This is a genomic window from Geobacillus sp. C56-T3, from assembly GCF_000092445.1.
GTDB classification, from domain to species: domain Bacteria; phylum Bacillota; class Bacilli; order Bacillales; family Anoxybacillaceae; genus Geobacillus; species Geobacillus thermoleovorans.
The window spans coordinates 1,926,949-1,949,927 of the sequence record NC_014206.1; the positions used below are offsets into that span (position 1 = coordinate 1,926,949).

At 51.7% G+C, this 22,979-nt stretch carries 22 protein-coding genes and 1 pseudogene; 6 read left to right on the forward strand and 17 right to left on the reverse strand.

Going from position 1 to position 22,979, the window contains the following annotated elements; all coding sequences use genetic code 11:
- The first annotated feature begins 204 nt into the window (after positions 1 to 204).
- Positions 205 to 687: a hypothetical protein gene (locus GC56T3_RS09575; protein ID WP_013145339.1), complete on the forward strand. Its 483-nt coding sequence runs from the start codon at positions 205 to 207 to the stop codon at positions 685 to 687.
- 79 nt (positions 688 to 766) lie between these two features.
- Here GC56T3_RS09575 and GC56T3_RS09580 read toward each other — a convergent pair whose 3' ends face one another.
- Positions 767 to 1,342 carry a hypothetical protein gene (locus tag GC56T3_RS09580; protein ID WP_013145340.1) on the reverse strand — a complete coding sequence of 192 codons (576 nt, stop codon included), beginning with the start codon at positions 1,340 to 1,342 and terminating at the stop codon, positions 767 to 769.
- Positions 1,343 to 1,450: 108 nt separating this feature from the next.
- The gene (locus GC56T3_RS09585; RefSeq protein ID WP_013145341.1) at positions 1,451 to 2,086 is read right to left on the reverse strand and encodes a hypothetical protein; all 636 of its coding nucleotides are present in this window, start codon (positions 2,084 to 2,086) and stop codon (positions 1,451 to 1,453) included.
- 253 nt (positions 2,087 to 2,339) lie between these two features.
- Between GC56T3_RS09585 and GC56T3_RS09590 the strand changes: the two genes are divergently transcribed.
- Complete coding sequence (locus GC56T3_RS09590) at positions 2,340 to 3,962, forward strand: hypothetical protein (protein ID WP_013145342.1); 1,623 nt, start codon at positions 2,340 to 2,342, stop codon at positions 3,960 to 3,962.
- Positions 3,963 to 4,088: 126 nt separating this feature from the next.
- On the opposite strand, the pseudogene GC56T3_RS20310 reads toward GC56T3_RS09590, so the two are convergent.
- From GC56T3_RS20310 to GC56T3_RS09630, 8 genes and pseudogenes are all read right to left on the reverse strand, one after another.
- A pseudogene (locus tag GC56T3_RS20310) lies at positions 4,089 to 5,272 on the reverse strand (DNA polymerase IV).
- Entirely contained in the window at positions 5,256 to 5,480 is a 225-nt protein-coding gene (locus GC56T3_RS09600; protein WP_013145343.1) for a lysine transporter, read from the reverse strand. Before GC56T3_RS09600 ends, GC56T3_RS20310 begins: the two are co-directional and overlap by 17 nt.
- Entirely contained in the window at positions 5,477 to 6,919 is a 1,443-nt protein-coding gene (locus GC56T3_RS09605) for a PH domain-containing protein (RefSeq protein ID WP_013145344.1), read from the reverse strand. The genes GC56T3_RS09600 and GC56T3_RS09605 overlap by 4 nt, the downstream gene beginning before the upstream one ends.
- Positions 6,909 to 7,391, reverse strand: coding sequence for a PH domain-containing protein (locus tag GC56T3_RS09610; RefSeq protein WP_013145345.1), 483 nt, complete (start codon positions 7,389 to 7,391; stop codon positions 6,909 to 6,911). Before GC56T3_RS09610 ends, GC56T3_RS09605 begins: the two co-directional genes overlap by 11 nt.
- 208 nt (positions 7,392 to 7,599) lie before the next feature.
- On the reverse strand, positions 7,600 to 8,166 hold the full coding sequence (locus GC56T3_RS09615; protein WP_013145346.1) for a YdhK family protein: 567 nt from the start codon (positions 8,164 to 8,166) through the stop codon (positions 7,600 to 7,602).
- A 289-nt stretch (positions 8,167 to 8,455) separates the two neighbouring features.
- On the reverse strand, positions 8,456 to 9,013 hold the full coding sequence (locus GC56T3_RS09620) for a TVP38/TMEM64 family protein (protein ID WP_013145347.1): 558 nt from the start codon (positions 9,011 to 9,013) through the stop codon (positions 8,456 to 8,458).
- 31 nt (positions 9,014 to 9,044) lie between these two features.
- Positions 9,045 to 9,725, reverse strand: coding sequence for a response regulator transcription factor (locus tag GC56T3_RS09625; RefSeq protein WP_013145348.1), 681 nt, complete (start codon positions 9,723 to 9,725; stop codon positions 9,045 to 9,047).
- A 2-nt stretch (positions 9,726 to 9,727) separates the two neighbouring features.
- The gene (locus GC56T3_RS09630; RefSeq protein ID WP_013145349.1) at positions 9,728 to 11,101 is read right to left on the reverse strand and encodes a cell wall metabolism sensor histidine kinase WalK; all 1,374 of its coding nucleotides are present in this window, start codon (positions 11,099 to 11,101) and stop codon (positions 9,728 to 9,730) included.
- 215 nt (positions 11,102 to 11,316) lie between these two features.
- Between GC56T3_RS09630 and GC56T3_RS09635 the strand changes: the two genes are divergently transcribed.
- The 3 genes from GC56T3_RS09635 (at position 11,317) to GC56T3_RS09645 (ending at position 14,555) form a co-directional block, all read left to right on the forward strand.
- Entirely contained in the window at positions 11,317 to 13,410 is a 2,094-nt protein-coding gene (locus tag GC56T3_RS09635) for a DNA topoisomerase III (RefSeq protein WP_013145350.1), read from the forward strand.
- Between the two features lie 120 nt (positions 13,411 to 13,530).
- Positions 13,531 to 13,728 carry a hypothetical protein gene (locus GC56T3_RS09640; RefSeq protein WP_011231182.1) on the forward strand — a complete coding sequence of 66 codons (198 nt, stop codon included), beginning with the start codon at positions 13,531 to 13,533 and terminating at the stop codon, positions 13,726 to 13,728.
- Entirely contained in the window at positions 13,728 to 14,555 is an 828-nt protein-coding gene (locus GC56T3_RS09645; RefSeq protein ID WP_013145351.1) for a serine/threonine-protein kinase, read from the forward strand. The genes GC56T3_RS09640 and GC56T3_RS09645 overlap by 1 nt, the downstream gene beginning before the upstream one ends.
- Positions 14,556 to 14,704: 149 nt before the next feature.
- Here the strand turns inward: GC56T3_RS09645 and GC56T3_RS09650 are convergent, their stop codons facing one another.
- From GC56T3_RS09650 to GC56T3_RS09660, 3 genes are all read right to left on the reverse strand, one after another.
- Complete coding sequence (locus tag GC56T3_RS09650) at positions 14,705 to 15,484, reverse strand: enoyl-CoA hydratase/isomerase family protein (protein WP_013145352.1); 780 nt, start codon at positions 15,482 to 15,484, stop codon at positions 14,705 to 14,707.
- 39 nt (positions 15,485 to 15,523) lie between these two features.
- Positions 15,524 to 16,294, reverse strand: a complete 771-nt coding sequence (locus tag GC56T3_RS09655; protein WP_013145353.1) for an SDR family NAD(P)-dependent oxidoreductase — start codon at positions 16,292 to 16,294, stop codon at positions 15,524 to 15,526.
- Between the two features lie 74 nt (positions 16,295 to 16,368).
- Complete coding sequence (locus GC56T3_RS09660) at positions 16,369 to 17,121, reverse strand: SDR family NAD(P)-dependent oxidoreductase (protein ID WP_013145354.1); 753 nt, start codon at positions 17,119 to 17,121, stop codon at positions 16,369 to 16,371.
- A gap of 182 nt (positions 17,122 to 17,303) precedes the next feature.
- Between GC56T3_RS09660 and GC56T3_RS09665 the strand changes: the two genes are divergently transcribed.
- The gene (locus GC56T3_RS09665) at positions 17,304 to 18,455 is read left to right on the forward strand and encodes a Ger(x)C family spore germination protein (protein ID WP_013145355.1); all 1,152 of its coding nucleotides are present in this window, start codon (positions 17,304 to 17,306) and stop codon (positions 18,453 to 18,455) included.
- Between the two features lie 90 nt (positions 18,456 to 18,545).
- Here the strand turns inward: GC56T3_RS09665 and GC56T3_RS09670 are convergent, their stop codons facing one another.
- The 4 genes from GC56T3_RS09670 to GC56T3_RS09680 all read right to left on the reverse strand — a co-directional run bounded on the left by GC56T3_RS09670 (position 18,546) and on the right by GC56T3_RS09680 (position 22,899).
- The gene (locus GC56T3_RS09670) at positions 18,546 to 19,328 is read right to left on the reverse strand and encodes an ABC transporter ATP-binding protein (RefSeq protein ID WP_013145356.1); all 783 of its coding nucleotides are present in this window, start codon (positions 19,326 to 19,328) and stop codon (positions 18,546 to 18,548) included.
- Positions 19,325 to 20,404 (reverse strand): nitric oxide synthase oxygenase, encoded by a 1,080-nt coding sequence (locus GC56T3_RS09675; protein WP_227456636.1) that lies wholly within the window; start codon positions 20,402 to 20,404, stop codon positions 19,325 to 19,327. The genes GC56T3_RS09670 and GC56T3_RS09675 overlap by 4 nt, the downstream gene beginning before the upstream one ends.
- A 53-nt stretch (positions 20,405 to 20,457) precedes the next feature.
- Positions 20,458 to 20,622 (reverse strand): hypothetical protein, encoded by a 165-nt coding sequence (locus GC56T3_RS19975; protein ID WP_227456637.1) that lies wholly within the window; start codon positions 20,620 to 20,622, stop codon positions 20,458 to 20,460.
- Positions 20,623 to 20,781: 159 nt separating this feature from the next.
- Positions 20,782 to 22,899 carry a YhgE/Pip domain-containing protein gene (locus GC56T3_RS09680; protein WP_013145358.1) on the reverse strand — a complete coding sequence of 706 codons (2,118 nt, stop codon included), beginning with the start codon at positions 22,897 to 22,899 and terminating at the stop codon, positions 20,782 to 20,784.
- Positions 22,900 to 22,979 lie beyond the last annotated feature (80 nt).

The following is a 22,979-nucleotide window of genomic DNA, read 5'->3' on the forward strand; positions in this document are numbered from 1 at the left end:
CAAGTGTCAGCACAATGACACATGAGCAGTCAGTGAAAACAAAATCATTATGATGTAACTCTCTAAACTTTTTTGCCTAATAGGTGACTCTCCTAATTGCGAAAAAAATAGGTCGAAAAATAGTTATTCATCGGAATCAATCTGTTCAACATCATCATTTAATACAGTAGTACCAAATCTAAACTAGGAAAGGATGATAGACGAATGGTTTGTGTGTGCAATGGTGGATTGTTTCCCCAATTGTTTTTTACGCAGTCTTCAACGGATTTGCCCATTACCATCCCTCTGACCGGAACTGCCGTCACGGAAGTGCTTCGTTTGCAGCCGATTACGACCCTCAGCGGCGATCGTGTCAAACTTGATTCGATGGTCGAGTTGGAATTGGCCGTATTGGCCCTCCTGACAGGCGTAACCTTGACAGGCATCACGTATCGCTTAGAACGGTCAACGAACGGAGGAGTCTTTACCCCCATTGCGTCGCTTGATGTTGAATCACTTCTTCCTGGGTTAGGAATTGCCGCTAATACAACGTTATTCCCGAACTTGACATGGGTCGACACGCCGGGCGTAGGAACACATGTATATCGCATTGTCATTGAAACGAACGGAGGCATTTTATCTACCCTGTTAAGCAGCATTACAGCGGAAACTCGCGCCTTGAACGCTCTTGTTGTTCGCAGCGTATAACCTGTCAAAGCCGGCTCAGTGGAAGGTGATTGCCCGCTGAGCCGGCTTTTTGTCTTATGGCGCATATGTCTTCAGGCTGTTAAGCATGGACAACAATATGGTTCAACGATCGCACTCCATTGGGCAGCTGTTGGCAGAAAAAAAATCCGTCCACCTTGTAGGTGGTTGGTGCTTCGTTCATACTGACTTGGAATTGGAAATTAGAAAAAGAAAGGTTTTGTCCTGGCTCGATGCGTGATACATGAACCGGCTTTAGCCAAAATTCCCCCTTCTCCTCCACCATGTTCTCCGCCTCCTTATTCATATATCGCCAAGGTTCCATCACTAGTGGATTGAGGCGGCGATCGTATTGAATGTCATCCCCTAACTTGGCGGATAACACCATATGCTCCTTGGGGGAAACCCGCAGGCAAATATAGGGGTTCTCCAAAGGAGAAGATCCCATATTGCGGATCACGAAGTTCCCGGCAATGATTCCTTTTTGCCCGCCTGCCTTCGGAAGCAATAAGGAATAGGTGAAGTAACAAATCACACAAATTTCATCTGATAAGACTTGTTTCGGCAACTGTTTCATTTCCGTTACGGCTTGTTTAACAGCGCGAAGTTCTTTCTCAATCGATTGTATTTTCTGTTCCAACTTTAGAATCTCATCCATCATCTTTCCCCCTCTTATGACCTCACTTTTCCATTTCTTAAATGTATATGTATGAAAAAAAGAGGAGAACATCTCCTCTTTTTTCCGCATAAACGAGAGACGTGTTTTTTACATTGCAGGAAACACAGCGGGGCATTGCGGCGGAAAGACATCCACCGGACATTCCTCTTCGCAGATGATTTCCGGGCGGGGTTGGCAGAACCGTGCAGCGACTTCCAAAATGACTTCAAACGTCACGACAATGCTTTGGCAAATGCGGATCGAAATATTCGCAGTAATGCGGTTTCCGCTTTGCGTAAACGCCCCGACGCGGCAAGTATTAAAGGTGTTTTGCACAGCGTTGCAGCACACCGTTGTGCCTTCTGGAGCACAAAGAATCACTTCCTCGCTGGTCGTGATTAAGGCGGGGTTGCTGACGACGGTAACTTGAGCGCCCGTTGCGTTCGTTCCCGTCACCTCTAACACGACTTGAATCGTTTTGCTTAAGGTGACCGCTTGCAGCGTCACAATTTGATTGCCGACCGTGCACTCAATATCACGGCGAGGAGCGTCTTCCGCACACTCCAACAATGTGATCGAACAATTGACTTGGGAAACCGTGACTCCATCTAAAGAACCAGCCGGGAATGTGAACGTGATGTCTTGCGCCAGCTGTACAACGTGTGTCGTCCAGTCATAGACTTTGCACACTTGAATGCACTCTGGATCAAATTGCTGAGCAAATTGCTCTAAATTGATAGGCATAAAATAGATCCTTCCTTTCATTTCATGTTTTTTTCAGGCTACTCTATAGTATGATTGCGATAAGTACAAGTTATAGTAAAAATGACTATTTTTGTTCGTTTTTGAAAACAAAAATGATATGGTTCATGCATGAGCAAGCAGGGTACCTATTTTTCGATGTCTGCATATAATGGCTACCATGACATGCGAAAAAAGGTGATGGACATGAACTGGATATAATGGCTACCATGACATGCGAAAAAAGGTGATGGACATGAACTGGGAACAAAAAAACACCCAATTGCAACAGAAAATCATCCACCTGAAATCAGAATTGGACAAATACAAAACATTGCTCGCCTCATTGACTTCTCAAGAAGAATGGGAGCGTCTTCACATGGAAAAGGATGAACTCCAAGCGAAACACGATGAACTCATCGAACAATGCCGCCATTATGAAGAGTTGCTGTCCGCACAAACGAATGAGATCCAACGTTTATCGGAAGCATTGAAAACTATGGAGGAAGAAAAAGAATTGTTGCGGCAGGAGATAGAGCAATGGAAAACAAAATGCGCCTACTGGCAAGAACAAGCTGAATCCAATCAAAAACACCTACAGTCTTTGGAAGAGAGAGTGAAGGCGTTTCAACAAAAGGAAACGGAATGGAATGAAAAAAATCGAGTGCGAAAGGACGTGCCCCTTTCTTTTATGAACGAATCAACCGATTCATGGGCATCTTGGCTAAATAGACTGGAAAAAGACAGTAAGATGATGAAGGAACAAATAGAGAAAATCGCAAAGGATTTTTCAAAACTACAAAACGCTTTAAGCAACATCCCCAAAATCGAAGCCCTGGAAAAAGACATAGATGTTTTCACGAAGCAAATGCAAGAAATACAAAAAAAACTGTCCAAAATAGATATCGAAAAACAAAAAGACTCCTTGACGTTGCAAAAACATATTCTCGCTCAACAAATGGATTTGGAGTTAATGATGGAAAAGGTCACGAGTTTTGCCAGTGAAATCAGACATCTCTCGAACCAAATCGCTGATTTCACCAAATTGCGAAATGATCCACGTTACGACGCAAATGACTTGAAGGATGTGTTGTCCCACCTCATGCAACAATTCACTGCATCTTCTGATGAGAAATCGAAAGAACCGGCAACATCACCGAGCCAATCAGTCACCTCCTTTTCAACAAGCATGCAGACGGGAAAGGCGCTGTCATCCCCCAACAGCTTTTTGAAATTACAGGAGCTTATGGATGACGCGAACCAACCCATTGTCGTCTCATCTGTGAAACGCAAAGAAGCGCATGCCTTCAACTTTCCCTCATCTCATCTATATTCGCAAAAATCGGTCCCAATCAAACGCGTCAGAATGGAACAGCCGTCTTCCCATCATCGCCATCCATCCCCTCCGGCAGAGGATGAGGGCAACCGATTGAACATCAGCGTTCAACATGATCCATCAAATTCAGAAAAACGCTCAGACGCTTCAAGACTGGAACAGAAAAAGGAACCAAAGCTGTTTACACAGGCAGATGAAGTGAGTTTAGAAAGCATCCATAAAGCGGCGGGCCCCCTAAAAAACCAGGATGAACGATCTGAAGAAATAGACCAAAACATGAAAATCAGGGGAAAGCATGAATATCCAGTTCCCCCCGATGGCCAAGAGGTGCTGATGCAAGATCAAACAACAGCATCCGAAATTTCTGCCAATGGGCAGAAATCGGATTCTGAAGCCCATGAAATGGAAACAACCCCTTCTTCTGTTTCGGTTCCAATCGAAGAAGACGCAATCACTCAAACAGAAGATCTCTTTATCGAAAAAGAAAAACCATCCAAATGGGGATTATGGTCTCTATTCAAAAAGACGAAAATACCTCAATAACCAAGAGGGTGTCCCAAAAGGATCGGGACACCTTTTCTTATTACCGTATGTAGGCATAAAACAATCATTAAGAAACGATATGTTGTGTTTTGTTTAAGGGAAAACAACCTTTTGGGTCAGCCCCTCCTACTTTGGATTCAGAACATCGCCCTTTTTTTCTGGCACGGAACGAACGCCACGCAACAGCTCAGCGCCTGTTCGAAGGGCGCGATCGCCGAATTTGGCCCGCAGCTGTTCGATCGTTTTCCAAAGCGCTTCCACTTTCGCGTCCTCTTCATAGTGAAACAAATCGAGCTGCTTTCCTTCTTCCCGCTCATCAAACACATGAAGCGCGGCGACGCCAAGAAGCCGCACCGGGCGGCCGTCCCAATGCTTTTTCAACAGCCGCGCTGCCGTCAAAAAGAGGTCGTCCGCCGTTTGCAACGGCGCCGCCTCGGTTTGGCTGCGAGTGATCGTGCGAAAATCGTGGTAGCGGATCGTCAGTTGCTAGCTGGCGCAACACAGCCAGCAGTTCCCGCTCTTTGTCCATATCGTACGGCAACGTCGTCGAATGGCCGGCCGATTTCCGTTTCTCCCCTGCGTCGGGATCGACCGAACGCGGATCGATGCCGTTTGCCCGGTCGTGAAGGCGAAGGCCGTAAACGCCAAATATCTGACGAAAGAGTTCGCGGTCGGTCCTCGCCACATCGCCGATTGTGCGCAGGCCCAACGCATGCAACTTCTTTGCGGTTTTGTCACCGACGCCATGCATCTGTTCGACCGGAAGCGGCCATAGCACGGCCGGCACGTCGCGTTTACGCAGCACGGTGATGCCGAGCGGCTTTTTCATCTCGCTTGCCATTTTCGCCAAAAACTTATTCGGGGCGATGCCGATGCTCACTGGAATGGACAGCTGCTCCAACAGCCCGCACTGGATATGATGGGCCACGGCCAGCGGGTGAACGGTTGGCGTCCGGCCAGTCATGTCCTTCATCGATCGAGGCGCGCTCCAAAACAGGCGAGAAACGCTCGAGCCATTGGAACATGCGGCGGCTCATCTCGCGGTAAAAGGCGAAATCCGGCGGCCGCACGACAAGGTCCAAGCAGCGTTTTTTCGCTTCCCAGAGCGGCATCGTCGTATAAATGCCAAAATGTTGCTTTGCTGCATAGTTCGCCGCCAGCACGATCCCTCTCCGCTCTTTCGGGTCCCCTGCTACGACCACCGGCTTTTCCCGAAGCGTCGGATGGCGGGCGATCTCGCAGCTGGCGAAAAACGAATTGCAGTCGACGTGAAAAATGATCCGTCCACGGGATTCACGCTCTGTTGACATGCCCTTTCCCTTTCTTTTCTCTGTTTTCGCCCAAAACGGCGAGTAAAATCAACAACGTATCGCACAACGACGCGGTCAGCACCGCCGGCAAAGCGTGCCGCCAACGCCGCTGGATCGCCCCTTGGGTCAAAATGAACACGTTTTGCACACCCAGCGGCAAAATGAGTCCAAACGCAAGGATGAGCCCGTGAAGAAAGGCCTTCATCATGTTTGGTCCCCCTTTTCCCCTTGCAGCCATCGATAGATCGAAGCCGCATCCTCTTCATCCACATCCACGACGCGGGCGCGGGTGCCGATCGGCATGACGGAAGCCGAGATTGTCGCCAGCCGTTTTCGCCTTTGCCACCAGGTCGCCGATGCTTCGAGCGATTGAACATGACGTTTCAATACATACGTCGTCGTTTGCCGAAACCAGCCGCTTCGAAGTGCCAGCTGCCGCGATGAAAGCGCCCAACCCGCGATGCGAAAGCGGCGGGTGCCGATCCATGCCCCTAATGGCAGCACGAACAAAGCGGCCATGCCCCATGGGCGTTCCATATACGCCACCAAGATGGTTGGAATCACGAGCCAAACAAGCGGACGAAGCATGTAGCGGCGTTGAGCCCGTTTCGGCAATGGATGAAAATGGGCATCGAGATCGTACTCAGGCAAACAAGCTTGAATGATCGACGCGACTCTCCTCTTTTCGACAAGCGGACAAAGAACCACATCCCCTGCCCCGCCGCCATCCAGTCTCCCTCCGGCATGAATAATGGACACAGAGGCGTATCCGAAAAAACGGCGCAGCCAATTCTCATGAATGACGACACCTTGGACGCGGGCAACAGGGACGGACACCACTTTTCGTTCCAACCATCCGCGAGCAATCACAATCGTGTCTTCTTGTTTCCGCACGACAAACGAAGCGTACCGGATCATATTTTGTACAATGGCTACTCCATAGGCGGCTAAGAGAATCGACAAGATCAATAGAGCAATATACCATCGTCCATGTCCGTTCCATGTCGACTGAATATCATGGACAAGCGCCTCATACGGAATGAAGTCGCTAAATTGCGACAAAAACGCGCATAAAGCGGCAACCACGCCAAGCGCTCCACCGCTTGTCAACGAAGCCATCCATACTTCTTTCATCGATAAGGTAAACAGAGCAGGATGTGGGCGGTTCGCGAGTGGTTCCGGATGGGCGGCGTTTTCCGCCTTGTTTTTCGCCTGTTCCACGCATCGTTGCAGGCGGCGGGCTTCTTCCCTTGATATGGCCCGAAGCGTCACTTCTGCTTCACCGAGGGCATCGCCCGCCGTCTCAATATGTACTTGGATGACCCCCGCCATCCGCTGCCATATTCCCTCTGTCACCGAAATCCCATGAATGCGCTCCAGCGGAATCGAACGCCTTTTGCGGACAAACACTCCTTCTTCCACGAGCAAGTGGTCTTCGTTCCATTCATAGGTAAAGCGAATCCACGAAAGAATCCCCATGACCAGCGTATAGGCCACAGCCACAAGCGGCACGATGAGATCGCGCCATGAAAAATCATTGCGGCTGCCGGCCACCATGATCACAAGGAGCGGAACGACCATATTTTTCAGCTCTTTCCCGACTCCTGCCAGAATCGCAATAGGATGAAGGCGGCGTCTAGGCGTCATCTTCATCCGCCACCTTCGCCCACTCGGCAATCAAGCAACAAAGCCGTTCTGCTTCTTCCATCGGAAGAGCGGGAATTTCATGAGCGGCCGCCGCCGTGAACACCGCGATGGAAGCCAAGCCGTACCGCTTGAGAAGCGGACCTTGCCGCACATCGACGTACTGAACGCGGGCCATCGGGATCAAAGTCCGTCTCGTGGACCAGACCCCTCGCTGAATGTCAATCTCTTCTTCACGAATGTCATAGCGCCAACGTCTTTGGCGCAACGGCGGGAGCCAAACGATCCATACGATCGCTTCCACTACCCAAGCTCCAGCCAAAATCGCAAATAGCCAACTAGGAGCATGAAAGCGTGAGATCAAAAACGCGACTCCTCCGATCACCATACCGGAAGCCAATGCGCCCAGCGCTCCGGTCAAGCGCCACACGGTGATCGCTTTGATCGAAATCGGCTTGCCGCTATCATGAAGCATTCTCTTAATCTCCTTTTTCGTAGGGTCATTTTTGTTTCCAGTATAACAAAACATTTCCATGTTGGCGATGCATTTTTTCGCAAATCGTTGACAGAACGACCGAACTATTATATTCTGAAACTTCACAAATGAGCCAAAAAAACAAGCCATTCCCCTATGCTCCAAGGGAAATGGCTGCGCGTTTTGCTGAAACACCGATGATGATTGGTTAGTTGGTCGGCGACAGCTCGTCTTCGGTCACCCATTTGTGGTTTGCCACTTTTTTACCGGTTTCCGTATCGATGAAATCGACCATATACACCGTCGTTTGTTTCGCCGAATCAATGACCGCCTTGGCGCCTTTCATCCCTTCCATGTGATCGGCATTCAAGACGACTTCATCGCCCGGCTGGAACGGTTTGTCACCGGCGTTTTCGATTTCTTCATGGATGACCCATTTATGGTTTTTCACTGGTTTCCCGCCCGTGGTTGGAGTGTATGTGACCGTATAGACGATCGTGTCAAAGGCACCGGTGACAGTCGCCTTGGCTCCATCCATTCCCGGCATATGATCCGCATGGATGATGACTTGGCTTCCAACCGGATACTTTGGTTGTTTCGCTTCCTTCAATCCAGCCGGAACCTCTCCTGAACCCGAGTGGTTCATTCCTTCATGCCCGGTGTGAGAAGCCGTATTTTCCTTTGGCGCTTTGTTGTCGTCTGCACCGGTGCAGGCCGATAGCAAGAGCGCTGCCATGACCGAAGTTGTGCCTAACAACATTTTCAAGTTTTTCATCGTTTTCACCCTCCTTGCCTTGTTAGCATATCCGTCATTTGTGCAGATTTTATGGAGATGCCCTTGATCATGCAAAAAGTCGCAACCGTGCATGTGAACATTGATGGAAAGGCGAGGTTTGCCGGTCTGCGGAGCCGCAGGCTGTGGTGCAAGAGGAACCGATGAGCCCTGGACGCAGGAAGGCGGCAGATGGCCGCAACGGATTTCCCCTGCTTTTAAGTATACAAAGTCTCTTCCACCGCCTTAAACGGAAGGGGGAGCGGGAGCCTGCTGTTTCCGCTTCTCCGTTTCATCCAGGCATCTTTTTCCTTATCTTCCGCCAAATAAACAAAAACATGGCTCCGGATAAAACAGCAAGAATGAGTTTTCCTTGCCACGTGACGCGGATCACCTGATCGACGGCATACGCTTCCATCCATAAAGCTGGGAGCTTGCCGAGCGAACTGGCGGCCGCAAAGACGGGGAAAGACGTGCGGCCGATGGCGGCGACAAACGTTACCACCCCTGATGGCACAAACGGCAACAGTCGAAGCGCGAAAATGAGCCCAAACGCCTCCTTGCCACTTGCATGAAGCAACGGCTTCACCTTGGGATGGGAAAGCCATGTCGTCTCGCTCCATCGGCGAAGTCCTTTTCGATACAAGACAAACGAGACGACCGCTCCGAGCGCCTCGCCGGCAAACGACACCCAAAAGCCGGGCCAAAATCCGAAAACGGTCAAATTGGCGGCAGTCAAAAAGGCGCTTGGTACGACCCCGAGCACGCTGATCGCAACATTGCAGGCTAGACTCAAGAAGTACGCCGCTCCGCCGTATGCTTGAAGGAACTCAATCATCCGTTCTTCCATTTGGCCCAAACGCCTCTCTTTTCGAAAATGGTTATGACTTGCGCCCTTCCCATTTGTAGCCGACGCCCCAGACCGTCTGCAAATATTCGTCCGCTGGGAACCCCGCTTTACGCAATTTTTCGCGGATGTTTTTCATGTGGGAGTCAACGGTCCTCTCTTCCGTATCAGCGAGATAGCCCCATAGCGATGCGATGATTTGCCCGCGGCTGAACACCTGATTCGGGTGCTTTAACAGCAGCCCCAAAATGGCAAATTCTTTCGGCGTCAACGCAATCGGCTTATCTTCGTAGCGGACCGTATGTTCCTCTTCGTCCCATACAAGCCCGGCCGCGCGAATGGCGGAACGACCGCCGGCTGTACGGCGCAGCACCGCTTCAATGCGAGCAAGCAGTTCCGCCTCGTCAAACGGTTTCGCCACATAATCGTCCGCTCCGATTTTCAATCCTTGGACAATATCCGCCGTCTCATCGCGAGCGGTGACCATCATGATCGGCACATTCGAAAACGATCGGATGCGGCGGCACGTTTCCCATCCGTCGAGTTCTGGCATCATGACATCAAGCAGCACCAAATCGGCATGATGGCGCCGCAAATAGTCAATGGCTTCCGCCCCCGAACGCCGTTTCACGCAGCGGTAGCCGTTCGGCGCTAAATACAATTCCAATAAATCAAGCATCCGCTCTTCATCATCAACCAACAGCAAGGTATACATCGTTATCCCTCCGGCAGCGTCATGATGATGGTCGTTCCTTTTCCTTGTTCGCTTCTAGCGGCGATCGTTCCCCCGTGCGCCTCGACGATTTCTTTGGCAATCGCCAAACCGAGTCCGGTCCCGCCGCTTGTCCGCGACCGCGATTTGTCAACCCGGTAAAACCGCTCGAAAATCCGGGGCACATCTTCCGGCGGAATGCCGGTTCCTTCATCGGACACGGCAATGACGATTCCTTGCTTTTGAAGGTGAACGGCGACGGCCACCGTCGTGCCGGAAAACGCGTACTTTCGTGCATTGTCAAGCACGTTGATCATCACTTGCTCGAACCGTTGCCGATCGATCGCAGCCATGACCGAACCGGGGCACTGGCACACAAGCGACAGCGATTTTTCCTGAAACGCGGGGCGCAGTTTTTCACACAATTTTGTCAAAAACGAACAAAGATTCGTCGGCTGCTTTTCAATCTGGAACGAGTGTTGCTCCAGTTTGGCTAATTCAAACAAATCTTTGACCATCTTTTCGATCTTTTCCGCTTCTTCGTAAATGATCGCCATATAGTTCGCCCGTTGCTCCTCAGACAGATGCGGACGCCTAGCAATGTCGGCGTATCCTTTCACATACGTCAGCGGCGTGCGCAATTCATGAGAGATGCTCGCTAAAAATTCGCTCCGCTCTTGTTTCAAATACGCCAAATCGTTGGCCAGCGTTTGAATCGCTCTCCCGAGTTGCGCCAGCTCGTCGTTGCCTTTCATCTCGAGGCGGACGGAAAAATCCCCCCGGCTGAGCGCCTCGGTCGCCTGTTTCATGCGAAGGAGCGGCATCGTGATGGCGCGGGAGAAAAAGGCGATGGTCAACACGGTGATCGCCACCGACAGCACGCCAACGACGATAAAATGATGCTTCAGTTTATACACCATCGTCCGGATCGAGCGGGTGTCTTGAAACATATACACATATCCTCTTGTTTCACCCCTGATTTGAATCGGGCTGACGGCAGCGATATGCGACGCCCGCTTCCAGTCGGTTTCGACCATCATTCCCCGGCGGGGAATATGGCGACCGTTCGTTAAAGGAATGATGCGCTTGGCAAACGGAACAATGCCGCTAGACGCCGATACAATCCGGCGCCGGGCGTCAGTGATGGCGACATCGGTTTCCGCCTCTGATTCCATCATCACGACATGCGCCAACGTCGTTCGATCGTTATTTTTCTCCAAGACGTTGCGGTGGCTGTTTCCCCGCGCCAACAGCTGTGCGAATTCTTCCTCGATGCGCGCATGGACGAGCGTAGCGTAGAGGGAAACGAACAGCACCATTTCAATGGCCAAGACAAAGGCAAAAAACAGCATTCCGAGTTTCCATGACAGTTTTCGCACGGATTCCTCTCCTCATCCATCAAGCCCGAGTGTCATTTCAATTTTACTATTTTATTTGACAAATGTGCAGAAAGTGTGGAGATGCGGCTTTGCGCCGCGCCAAGGCGTCTTGTCCCGCCAAGGAGACAAACCTTGGCGGATGCGTCTTTTTCATTCTTCCTTTATACTAAGAAGCAGACTGTGCTCATGTGGAGACGACAGAAAGGGGTTTATCGATGAAATCGCTCGTGTTAGCGGAAAAGCCGAGCGTCGCTCGCGACATCGCCCGCGTGCTCGGTTGCAAGCAAGCGCATAAACATTATTTTGAAGGAAAGCAGCATATTGTCACCTGGGCGCTCGGCCATTTAGTTGAGCTGAAGATGCCGGAAGACTACGACCGGAAATACGAAACATGGCGGCTGGAAGACTTGCCGATCATCCCAAAGAAAATGGGCTTGAAAGTCATCCGGCAAACGAGCCACCAGTTTCGCGCCATTGAACGGTTGGCGAAACGACCGGATGTGAAAGATGTCATCATCGCGACCGACGCGGGCCGTGAAGGGGAGCTTGTGGCGCGCTGGATTTTAGAGATGATCGGTTGGACGAAGCCGATTTGGCGGCTATGGATCTCATCGCAAACCGACCGCGCCATCCGCGACGGCTTCCGCCAACTAAAGCCCGGGGCGCAGTTTGACCGGCTGTATCAATCGGCCGTCTGCCGCGCCGAAGCCGACTGGCTGATCGGGTTAAACGTCTCGCGCGCCTTGACGACAAAATACAACGATCCGCTTTCGGCCGGGCGCGTGCAGACGCCAACGCTTGCGATGATCATCGAGCGCGAACGCGAGATCCAATCGTTCGTTCCCGTGCCATATTGGACGATTCGGGCGAAGATCGGTTCCATCACGGGCGTATGGGAGCGGCATGGAGGACATCGTCTGTTTGACCAAGACGAAGCGAAGCAGCTGCTCGCCCGCCTTGACGGTCAGCCGGCGCGCGTCGTGTCCGTCAAGCGGAAACGAAAAAGCGAGCCCGCCCCGCTGCTGTATGATTTAACCGAGCTGCAGCGGGACGCGAACAAGCGGTTTGGCTTTTCGGCGAAAAAGACGCTCTCGGTGTTGCAGCGGCTGTATGAACAACACAAACTCGTCACGTACCCGCGCACCGATTCGCGTTATTTGCCAAGCGATATGGAAGCGACGATGACCGGGCGGTTGTTGGCGATGAAATCCGGTTATGAGGACGTCATCGCTCCGCTCCTTGCCAAAGGCAAAGCCAAAGCAGCCAAGCGGGTATTTAACGATGACAAAGTGACCGATCATCACGCCATCGTTCCAACGGATGAACGGCTCAACCTTAGCAGGCTGTCGACTGATGAGCGCAAGCTGTATGATCTCATCGCCCGTCGCTTTTTGGCGCTGTTTTTCCCGCCGTATGAATCCGAAACAACGACAGCTGTCTTTGACATCGGCGGCGAAATGTTTGTCGCCAAGGAGACGGCGGTTGTGAACTTCGGATTTAAAGCGGTTCTCGGCAAAGAAGAAACGGATGCCAAACCGACGTTGTCACACCTCGCAGAAGGTCAGACGCTCCCATCGGTGCAGCTTGAGAGGGAACAATCGTTCACCGAACCGCCCGCCCGTTATTCGGAAGCTGATTTGCTCGCGCAAATGGAGAAATACGGGCTCGGCACGCCGGCGACAAGAGCGGACATCATCGAACGGCTGGTCGAAACCGAAGTGGTCGAGCGAAAAGACGGACGGTTTTATCCGACGAAAAAAGGGAAACAGCTGATTGAGCTCGTCAATGAAGAGCTGAAATCGCCGGAATTGACCGCCCGCTGGGAGCGGGAGCTGGAGGCGATCGCCCGCGGGAAAGGAAATCCACAACAATTTTTGGCCAACATCCGCCGGCAAACGCAGCAGCTCGTTGCCGAAATTAAGCAAAGCGAGCAGGTATACAAAGCGCCAAACCTCACGAATCTGACGTGTCCAGAATGCGGCGCGCTTTTAAAAGAGCGGAAAACGAAAGACGGACGGATGCTTGTCTGCTCGAACTTACAATGCCGCTACCGCCGCCGGCGCGACCCGAAACTGTCGAACCGCCGCTGTCCGCAATGCCACCGGCGTATGGAAATGCATGAAGGAAAAGCAGGAATGTATTTCCAATGCCGCCCGTGCAATATTGTCGAAAAAGCGGACGAGACCAAACGCATCGCCGCAAAAGGAAGCGAACGGGCGCTGCTGAAAAAATACAGCCCGGCCAACGAATCGTTTGGCACAAGTTTAGGGGAGCTGCTCAAGCAGGCGTTGAACGAAAAAAAGGAATGAGGTTGCCGCACCGCGCTAGGGGCTAATGCCCCTGGCGGTTTCTTTTTCATCTTTGAATCTGAAACTTCCTTCTCATTGCCTCGTATATATAGATAAATCTATCGCAAAGGAGCGATCACGATGTTGAAAAAATGGCTAAAATCCCTTTTCGGCCATCCCCATCATCCGTCGCACTACCATAAACATTACAGCAGCAGCGACCACCATTATTACAACCCGACGTATCATTCGCACCACCACCCGTCCCAGTACGGGCATCATCACTACAAAAAGAAACATCATAGCGGCAGCTTCTTCTCAAGCTTTTTCGGCAGCTGATGAAACGGTTTTTTGAACACCATCCGTTCGTTTCCCGCTGGGTTGATCGGCCGCATCGGGGCGGGAAGGTGCTTTTGGGCCGCTATGAAGTCATCGAAGAGCTCGGGATGGGAAGCTACGGCATCGCCTACAAAGGGCGCGATCACCTGACAGGCCGTCTTGTCGTCATCAAACAAGCGCGGCGGACAAAAGGCGAAGACGGCCGCCGCTTGCTTCAGCGCGAAGCTGACGTGCTCGCCCACCTGCGCCACCCGCAAATTCCGAGGCTGTATGATCGGTTTGTGGAGCGCGGACAGCCGCATCTCGTGATGGAGTATATCGACGGAGAAACGGTGGAAGACCAGATTTTCAAGCTGGAAGCCAAGTACACGGAACAAGAGGCGTTTCGATTGTTAAAGAAGGTGCTTGAGGTCGTCCGGCACGTCCATGCTTTCGGCATCGTCCACCGCGATTTGCGCATCCCGAACATCATTTGGCGCGATGGAACGGCGGCGATCATCGATTTCGGCTTGGCCTGCCGCATCGGCGAACCGGTGGATTTCCGCGATGACGACCCGCTTGAGAAGCGGCTGCGGCGCGAACCGCATCCACGAAGCGATTTCTATGCCCTTGGACACTTCACCTTGTTTTTATTGTATTCTGCCTATGAACCGACAAGTGACGAGGAAAAAAGCTGGGAAGAAGAGCTCGATTTATCGCCAAACGCTCGTCGGATCTTGCGGAAAATGCTGCAGCTGGATGCGCCGTATGACCATGTTGACGAGTTGATCGACGACGTGGATCAGTTGCTCGCAGAACCCATCCGGAATCAAGCAGGGGCGCTTTGACGTTTGATCGCACCGTTCCCCGACCAGCCACCCCTTTTCCCCATTTGGAAAGGGGGCTGTTTCATTTGAGGCGAAGTGAAAACAAAATACGCCCCGTTTCTCGCTGATGGAGAAACAGGGCGCAGCGCTCTTTTGGCACTGCCGCTCGCTTATTTTCCTTGGAACACCGGGCTCCGTTTCTCTTTAAACGCCGCCACCCCTTCGCGATGGTCTTCGGTTTCCACCATCAGCCCTTGAACGAGACGCTCTTCTTCGAGAATCTCCTCGAGTGTCGCGGTCAGCCCGTGCTCAATCAGCCGTTTTTGTTTTCCGATGGCTTTCGTGGGCCCGCACGCCAGCTTCGAGGCGAGCGATTCTGTCGCCTCGCGCAGTTTCTCAGCTGGGACGACCTCGCTTAGGACGCCCAATTCATACAGGCGACGGGCTGGAATCGGATCGGCGGTGAAGAAAAACTGTTTCGCCAAATGCGGACCGACAAGCCGCGGGAGCCAATACGACCCGCCACCGTCGGAGACAAGGCCGACTTTCGCAAAGCTCAAAATGAATTGACTGTCTTCGGCCGCGAGGATCAAATCACACGCCAGCGCGAGGTTAAATCCCGCCCCGGCAGCGAATCCGTGCACCGCGGCCATGATCGGTTTTTCGCATCGTTGCATAGTCAGAATGAGCCGATTCAGTCGGCCGATATGCTCATACGCCTGCGAGGCGCTTGATTGCCCCATCGTTTTTACATCCCCGCCGGCGCAAAACGCCCGCCCAGCGCCGGATAAGACGATGACGCGGACGGCATCATCCGCCGCGGCGCGTTCGATTTCATCCGTCAGTCCGGCAATCATCTCCGGGCTGAAGGCATTGAGCCGCTCCGGGCGATTCAGCGTCAACCATAATACAGAACCGGATTGTTCCACAAGCAAATGCGAGGTTTCCATATTCCTTTGCTCTCCCTTTCCATTTTGGACTTTTCCGTTTCATTTGATGAGCCATCCGCCATCCACCAACACATCAGAGCCGGTCATGTACGACGCTTCCGGTGAGGCAAGAAACGCAATGACGTTCGCAACTTCTTCCGGTTGCCCAACTCGACCCAAGGCAGTGTTGCGCTCGATGGCTTTCACAAACCGCTCGTTTTGCAGTCCGCGCTCGGTAAGCGGCGTCTCGACAAAACCGGGCGAGACGGAATTGACGCGGATGCCATACGGCGCCAGCTCCAAAGCGAGCGATTTGGTCAAGTTGATGACCCCTGCTTTCGCCGCGCTGTAGTGCGGAATTTCCGCCCCGGCCTGATGGCCGGACAATGACGCTACGTTCACAATCGCCCGATTGGCGCGCTCGCGTTTTGCCCCTTCGATCATCAGCGAAGCGAACGCCTGCGACACAAGAAACACACTTTTGATGTTGATGCGTTGGACGTCATCCCACTCTTGTTCCGTCAACTCCAGCCATCTCGCATGAGTGGAGATGCCGGCGTTATTGACAAGCACATGCAAGTCGCCGTACCGCTGTCGGACATACTCGGCCAATGCTTGCACTTGTTCGCGGTCGGTGACATCCGCCGCAAACCGGTCAACGCCCCCCGGCGTCCCGAGACGTGCGATTTCTTCTGCAGCCTCCTCCAGTTTCGCTGCTGTACGGCCGACAAGCACGACTGTGGCGCCTTCTTTCGCCAAACGGAGAGCCGCCGCCTTGCCGATTCCGCTGCCTCCTCCGGTGACCACGGCCACGGTATTCAAAAAACGCATCGTTTTCCTCTCCCCTCATTTCTGTTGCTAGCCTAGCGGTTAGGGCGTGCCCTTCTCTTTTCAAACTTCGGCCGCTAAAACGTCAGCCCGCCGCCGTCGACCGACAATATCGCGCCGGTGATAAAGGACGCTTCATCGGACGCCAAAAACATCACCGCGTTCGCCACTTCCTCTGGCGTCCCGATGCGGCCGAGGGCGTTCGCCTTCGAGATGATCGGCCATTTGCGCTCATCTTGTTTCCACGGAGTAATGATGTTCGTATCAATGACCCCCGGCGCAATGGCGTTGACGCGAATGTTAAATTTCCCGTATTCCAATGCGGCATTTTGAGTTAACAAAATGACACCTGCTTTTGATGCGTTGTAGGCGGCTTGATATTTTTTTCCCTTCAGCCCGAGCAGGCTGGCCGTGTTGACAATCGCCCCACCCCCGGATGCTTTCAGTGCCGGCACCGCATATTTGATGCCAAGAAACACGCCTTTTAAGTTGACATCGATGACCCGGTCCCACTCTTCTTCAGACAAGTCGGTGCTCCGCACTTCCGAATGGCCGATGCCGGCATTGTTAAAGAGAATATGTAGGCCGCCAAAGACATCAACCGCCGTTTGGACAAGGCGGCTCACTTGCTTGGAATCGGCGACATCCGTCTGGACAAAAATCGCCTCCCCTCCTTTTTCCCGAATCAGGTGGACCGTTTCTTCCCCTCCTTCCTCATTGATGTCGCTCACCGCCACTTTGGCGCCTTCTTCCGCAAAGCGGATCGCCGTCGCCCGGCCGATGCCGCTCGCGCCACCGGTGACAATCGCCGCTTTTCCTTGCAGCCTCATCCTTTCCCCTCCCGGAAACGATATGAATACCAACTGGTTAGTATGTTTTAACTCTATTATACTATACCTCTACCTTCAATTGAAATTATATTTCTAATATTTAAAATTATTTTGGGTATAAAAAGGAATGATGCAATACATAATAAAATGGACAAATATGAAATAAAGGAGGACCATTTCCTATGTACCTCCGTCTTGTTGCCGTAGGGCTGATGATGTTGTTGCTTAGCGGCTGTTGGGGGAACCGTAATATTGATCAAATCGTCTATATTCACTCGATCGGAATTGATTATGATAATCGCCAATTCGTCTTGTACGTACAGCTCATCAACTTCAGCAGATTGGCAAAAGCAGAGTATGGCGGAGGAAGGCAGGTCGCAGCCGTGGCCATTGGCCGGTCAGCAGGAGAAACACCCGAAATAGCCGCCCATGAACTTTACACGTCCATTCAGCAAATGGTCTCGTGGGGACACGTTAAGAGTATTGTGTTTACGAAACGGGCGCTGAAAAAGGAAGTGGTGCGAGGAGTCATCGATTTATTAACGAGGTATCATGAGATCCGCCACACCATTTGGGTTTACGCGACCGACGCTCCTTTGAGCGATTTGCTTAAAGCGACTCCATTATTGCATGCTTCTTCGTATTTGTCTATGCTAACGAATCCGGAAGAAATTTTCAAGCAAAGCTCCTTTATTCGCCCGCTTCGATTTAACCGTCTGATTGCGATCAGTGATGAACATAGCGCAACGCTTCGAATTCCGTATATTACCCTTGACCCTGCTAGTTGGACAGAAGATACGAAAAAAAAGAAAATGCTGTCCCTTAGCGGTGTGTGCTTTTTGCATGATTACGAACTACAACAATGCACGGACCGTGAGAAGCTGTTAGGGGTTCGTTGGACAGAACGGGATGTGATCCGAACGCCCATTTACGTGAAAGAAGGACGGCAAACGGTTGCCTCTCTTGTCGTTCGTCATCCGAAAGCGAAATGGTCGGTTCTTTCGACCAAAGATGGTCCTGCGTTTCAGTTGACCATCCAAGCTCAAGGAAGTCTGATCGAGCTGCGCCGGCCGTTGTCAAGAGAACAGCTGGCTAAGCTGGCGGCGCAAACGGTGAAACAGGAAATCCAACAAGCCTATGAATGGGGAGTCAATCGAAACATTGACGTGCTGAATGTATCAGACCAATTATACCGCAGCAACGTTCATAAATGGAGACAATGGGAACAAAACGGCATAATCCCATTAAAAAAGAAAACCATTCGAAACATTTCCGTCCATCTTTCCATCGGCTCTTCCGGCAAGGAAAAACTGGATTATCGTGCAGGCGACTAGATGGTTGTTACATGCTTTTGCGCGTTTTTACGGTTGGAAGGGCTCCCGGTATGGTTTTCGTACCTTAGGGAGCCGGTAGTCCATCCGTCTTCAACGTCCAATCGACACCCACGGCCGGCCGTCTTCCCAATGAACGCGGATCGGAAGGCGAAACGCTTCTGAAAGCCGCTCGTCGGTTAACACTTCCTCTTTTTGGCCAGCCGCAAGGATGCGCCCGTCTTGCAAAAGCAAGACATGGGTAATGGAGTCGATGATTTCTTCGATATAATGGGTAACGTATAAGAGATGGCACGGCTGAGTGACGATCTGTCCGATCAATGCTAAAATTTCTTCGCGGGCCAATAAGTCAAGGCCGACCGTCGGCTCGTCCAAAATGAGCAGCTTCGGATTCGCCATCAACGCTCGGGCGATCAATGTTTTTCGCTTTTCTCCTTGCGACAACGTTGCGTACCGCTTTTCTTGGACAGCTTCGAGGCGGAAAGACTCGATTAACGATTGCGCTTTGGACCGATCGTCCTCAGTGACGGCATCGTACAGGCCAATCGTTGCAAACTTGCCGCTGATGACAATATCTTCGACTGTTTCGGCTTGCAAGGTATCATAAAACTGATCAAGCGAGCTGCTCACAAACCCGATATGCCGGCGCAATTCCCACAAGCTCGCCTGTCCAAACCGATAGCCCAATACTTCAACATCCCCGCGCGTCGGGTACTGATAGCCGGTGACGATATTGAGAAGCGATGTTTTCCCGGAGCCGTTTAGGCCAAGAATCGCCCATTGCTCGCCTTCTTTCACCTCCCAGTTTATATCACGCAAAATCATGCGCCCTCCTCTTGCCCATGACACATCTCGCATGCGAATGATGACGGTCATTGTTCCTCTCCCCTTTGTCGTTCGTATGGACGGTCCTGATAGAAAAAGTTGGGCAACATGGTCGTGTTGTCATAAGTTCGGTGAAAAATGTGCGTTGTCGCCGGAGAAAGAGGCGGAATCAGCCATGTCCAATCGCCGGTGACATGGCGGCCGGCTGCTTTCTCTTGCTGTTCAAACAACTGAAATTGGCGCGCGGCGGTATGATGGTCAACGATGCTGACGCCCGCCTTTTTGTAGGAATACAAAACAGCGATATTCAATTCGACCAACGCCTTGTCTTTCCATAATGATGCGTTGGAGTTGGTGTCAAGCCCCATGCAAGAGGCCACTTTCGGAAGCATGTTGTAGCGATAATCATCGGCAAAATTGCGGGCTCCAATCTCCGTACCCATGTACCACCCGTTAAACGGTGCTGCCATATAGCGAATGCCGCCAATTTCTAGACACATATCTGAAATAATCGGGACCGCGTACCATTTTAACTGCAGATCGCGAAACCACGGAAACTCCGGATGTTCAATTGGCACCTCAAGCACCAATTCTTTAGGGATCGGCGTCCAAACAGGCTTCTGGCCGCCTACCTGGATCACCAAGGGCAACACGTCAAAAGGCGTTTTCTCCCCCTTCCACCCAAGCTGTTCACAGGCGCGGGTGAACGTGAGGGAGGATGAGTCGCCGATGATCCCTTCTTCGGTTTCATAACCGGCATAACGAATCAGTTGATGATTCCAAATGCGCACTTCCCCATTTGGACGGAAGATCGTGATCGTCGGCCGGATTTTCCCGCCATTGGTCGCAAACTCAATATGATGGAATAGATAAGAAAAAACCTCGTCTACGGTAACCGCCTCTCTCGCATCAATGACATAGAGCGATTGCCAAAACAAGCGGCCGATGCAACGGTTGCTGTGGCGCCAAGCCATCTTAGCCCCATAGCTTAACTCTTCGTACGTATGGCTGTATGTGCCGGTTTGTTCCACTTCCCAACGGATTTCGTTCAACCGCCGCTTCATTTCTTGCTCACTTTTTCCAAGCTCCCGATAGCTTGCCATGATAAACTGTTCTGCTTTTTTCATCAACTGCCCATCATGCTGTCTGACCCTTGTTTGATTCATATCACTCTCGATGTTTACCATATATGCTTCTTTTTCCTCCACTTTCGATCGATTGGACTTTTCGCCGTCATTCCAATTCCAATCAAGAGGCAAATTCCCCCGACCCACCACATTTGCTCGATAAACATCGAAATCGCCAAAAAAATGAGCGCAAAACCAAGCAGTCGACGGATCGACATGATTCTCTCCCCTTTTCCCCGCCATCGAGCGCTCTCCCATCGCGCAAAAGCAGCAGTGAACAATGCTTGGGAGACGTCTATCCTACGGGGCAATTGAGAATGAAGCAACGCTCTCGTCCCTATTGTAACAGATGCTTCCATAAAGAGAACAGACAATTTTCAATGAAACAAACCACTTTGGACAGCTTTTTCCTTCAGCACGCGCATCCATGGGCTTAACGGGCCTTTCAACACAAGCCCGGCCAAAAGGGCGGCAACGGCAAACAAGAGAAGCCGCTTGACATCATGCTCAACATTTTCCCATACGATCCCGCCGACCGCCTCGCGCATTACATCAATGGCATAGGTAAACGGCAGCCAAGGGTTTAATTGCTGAAAGAACGGAGGAATCAGCTCAATCGGATACGTGCCTCCCGCTCCGGCAATTTGCAAGACGAGCAACACAATCGCCATCGCTTTTCCCACATTGCCGAACAAGGAAACAAGCGAAAAAACCACCGCCATAAAGACAAAGCTGCACAAAAGGCCGAACGTCATGAACCATCCCGGCTCACGGACGAAAATATTCGGCAAGATGAAAGCCGCTCCAGCCGTCACGACCATCGCCTGCAAAGCATTCAGCGTCCAAAAGGTCAACAACCGTCCGGCATATCTTTCCCGCTCATTCGCTTCCGAAAACGAAGAAGGATCCGTCGACAAGACGGAAACAAGCAACAAACATCCTACCCATATGGCCAGCACCGTGTAAAATGGATTCATGCCCGAACCATAGTTCGGCAGCAGGAAAAGGCGGAACGTTTTGACGTCAACCGGGTGGGCCAAAAAGTCGCCTTTCGCCTGTGGATCTTGTTTCAACAAGCGAATCAGTTCGTCGATGTTGGTTTCTCTTTTGATTTTCGATAGGAAGGCGGCCAGCTCGCGGACCTGGCGGGAGAGAAATGGATATTGAGCCTGTGCGGTCTTTAGCGCTTGTTGCGCGGCCGCTAAATCACGATCTGTGTTTGACAACCATTGCTCTGCCTCATTTAACGCCTGATCCATGCGAAGAAGCGTTTGTTTCGCTTGTCGCACCTGTTCCCCTGTTTGATTCCATTTTGCCCGCAGCATAGGCAGCAGCCGTTGGCGATATGCTTGATCAAGTTGCTGCGCCTGTGCGTCCAATAAGGTCATTTGTTCACGCAGGTGAGTGATCTTCCCTTCGACGCCTGTTGGATGTTGTTTCACTAGCGCCGCTGTTTCTTGAATAGACGCTAGCGTCTGCTCGATACGGCTGATGGTGCGCTGCACAGGTTGAAGCGAAGAGGAATCAATCGTCCCCTCCCATGTTCTCAACGTTCGGCGCAATTGCTGAACCAATGGGCTCGCGTCTGTTGCAGCCTGTTGGATGAGAGCCGCCCAACGCGCTTGCTTTTCCGGTGTATCGAGGGACTGTGGCGTCTGCTCTGCAAAGGAATAGAGCGCATGAACCGCCATTTCCACCGGCTTTTCCCATAAGTGCGATGAAGCATTGACTTGCATGAACAACTTCTCAACGCGGCCTGTCCATTCTAAACCGCGCCGCACCGTTGCTCTGGCAGCCGGCAGAAGCTCGCGGCCTGTACGAACTAGTGATCTTGCCTCTCCCACATCGCGATCTAGGGCTTTCAATTGTCGTTGAATCGTTGGCAATTCGTTTTCCAAACGAAACACGAACGCTTCAACGCGGCGAATGGTGGGAAGCTGCTGTTCGAGCGTCACTCCCGCTTGGTGGAACAAGGAAAACAATGCGGTATTGACCACCCTCACAAACTCATCGCTGACTCGCGCTGACAATGTACTTGCTCCGCGCTCCGTGATTTTGGGAGCGATGGCGTTCCGTTTGTCGTTTTCATAATAGTAAATAACCGCCCTTTTCGGACGTTTCTGCACTACAGTGGCTAATTTAGCCGAGAAATCAGCCGGAATGACGATCGTCGCAAAGTAGTCTCCCCTCCGAACGCCTTCCATTCCTTTTTTCCGCGTGACAAATCGCCATCCCAACTGGTGGTTGTTTTTTAAGGTCTTGACGATCTCATCGCCGGCGTGAAACCGGTGACCGGTCAACTCCGCCCCTCGGTCTTCGTTCACGACGCCGACCGGTAAATCCTCTGTATGGGCATAAGGGTCAATCGAAGCCTCTACATTGATCCAAGCGTAAAGCGATGGAAGAACGATCAGACCGAGAGCCAATATGGATGCGGCCCAGTTGGTCGTGAGATGTTTCAAATCGCTCATATAAATGCGCCATGCCTGTTTCACTTTGATCCGCTTCCTTTCAAGTCGATCATGCTGTTGTTAGTATGAGCGGATCACGGAAAACTAAACCAACTTGGCCAGTC

Coding starts and splice junctions, on each gene's coding strand:
- GC56T3_RS09575 (WP_013145339.1), top strand. CDS start 205: ATGGTTTGTGTGTGCAATGGTGGATTGTTTCCCCAATTGTTTTTTACG.
- GC56T3_RS09580 (WP_013145340.1), bottom strand. CDS start 1,342: ATGGATGAGATTCTAAAGTTGGAACAGAAAATACAATCGATTGAGAAA.
- GC56T3_RS09585 (WP_013145341.1), bottom strand. CDS start 2,086: ATGCCTATCAATTTAGAGCAATTTGCTCAGCAATTTGATCCAGAGTGC.
- GC56T3_RS09590 (WP_013145342.1), top strand. CDS start 2,340: ATGAACTGGGAACAAAAAAACACCCAATTGCAACAGAAAATCATCCAC.
- GC56T3_RS09600 (WP_013145343.1), bottom strand. CDS start 5,480: ATGATGAAGGCCTTTCTTCACGGGCTCATCCTTGCGTTTGGACTCATT.
- GC56T3_RS09605 (WP_013145344.1), bottom strand. CDS start 6,919: ATGACGCCTAGACGCCGCCTTCATCCTATTGCGATTCTGGCAGGAGTC.
- GC56T3_RS09610 (WP_013145345.1), bottom strand. CDS start 7,391: ATGCTTCATGATAGCGGCAAGCCGATTTCGATCAAAGCGATCACCGTG.
- GC56T3_RS09615 (WP_013145346.1), bottom strand. CDS start 8,166: ATGAAAAACTTGAAAATGTTGTTAGGCACAACTTCGGTCATGGCAGCG.
- GC56T3_RS09620 (WP_013145347.1), bottom strand. CDS start 9,013: ATGGAAGAACGGATGATTGAGTTCCTTCAAGCATACGGCGGAGCGGCG.
- GC56T3_RS09625 (WP_013145348.1), bottom strand. CDS start 9,725: ATGTATACCTTGCTGTTGGTTGATGATGAAGAGCGGATGCTTGATTTA.
- GC56T3_RS09635 (WP_013145350.1), top strand. CDS start 11,317: ATGAAATCGCTCGTGTTAGCGGAAAAGCCGAGCGTCGCTCGCGACATC.
- GC56T3_RS09640 (WP_011231182.1), top strand. CDS start 13,531: ATGTTGAAAAAATGGCTAAAATCCCTTTTCGGCCATCCCCATCATCCG.
- GC56T3_RS09645 (WP_013145351.1), top strand. CDS start 13,728: ATGAAACGGTTTTTTGAACACCATCCGTTCGTTTCCCGCTGGGTTGAT.
- GC56T3_RS09650 (WP_013145352.1), bottom strand. CDS start 15,484: ATGGAAACCTCGCATTTGCTTGTGGAACAATCCGGTTCTGTATTATGG.
- GC56T3_RS09655 (WP_013145353.1), bottom strand. CDS start 16,294: ATGCGTTTTTTGAATACCGTGGCCGTGGTCACCGGAGGAGGCAGCGGA.
- GC56T3_RS09660 (WP_013145354.1), bottom strand. CDS start 17,121: ATGAGGCTGCAAGGAAAAGCGGCGATTGTCACCGGTGGCGCGAGCGGC.
- GC56T3_RS09665 (WP_013145355.1), top strand. CDS start 17,304: ATGTACCTCCGTCTTGTTGCCGTAGGGCTGATGATGTTGTTGCTTAGC.
- GC56T3_RS09670 (WP_013145356.1), bottom strand. CDS start 19,328: ATGACCGTCATCATTCGCATGCGAGATGTGTCATGGGCAAGAGGAGGG.
- GC56T3_RS09675 (WP_227456636.1), bottom strand. CDS start 20,404: ATGAAAAAAGCAGAACAGTTTATCATGGCAAGCTATCGGGAGCTTGGA.
- GC56T3_RS19975 (WP_227456637.1), bottom strand. CDS start 20,622: ATGTCGATCCGTCGACTGCTTGGTTTTGCGCTCATTTTTTTGGCGATT.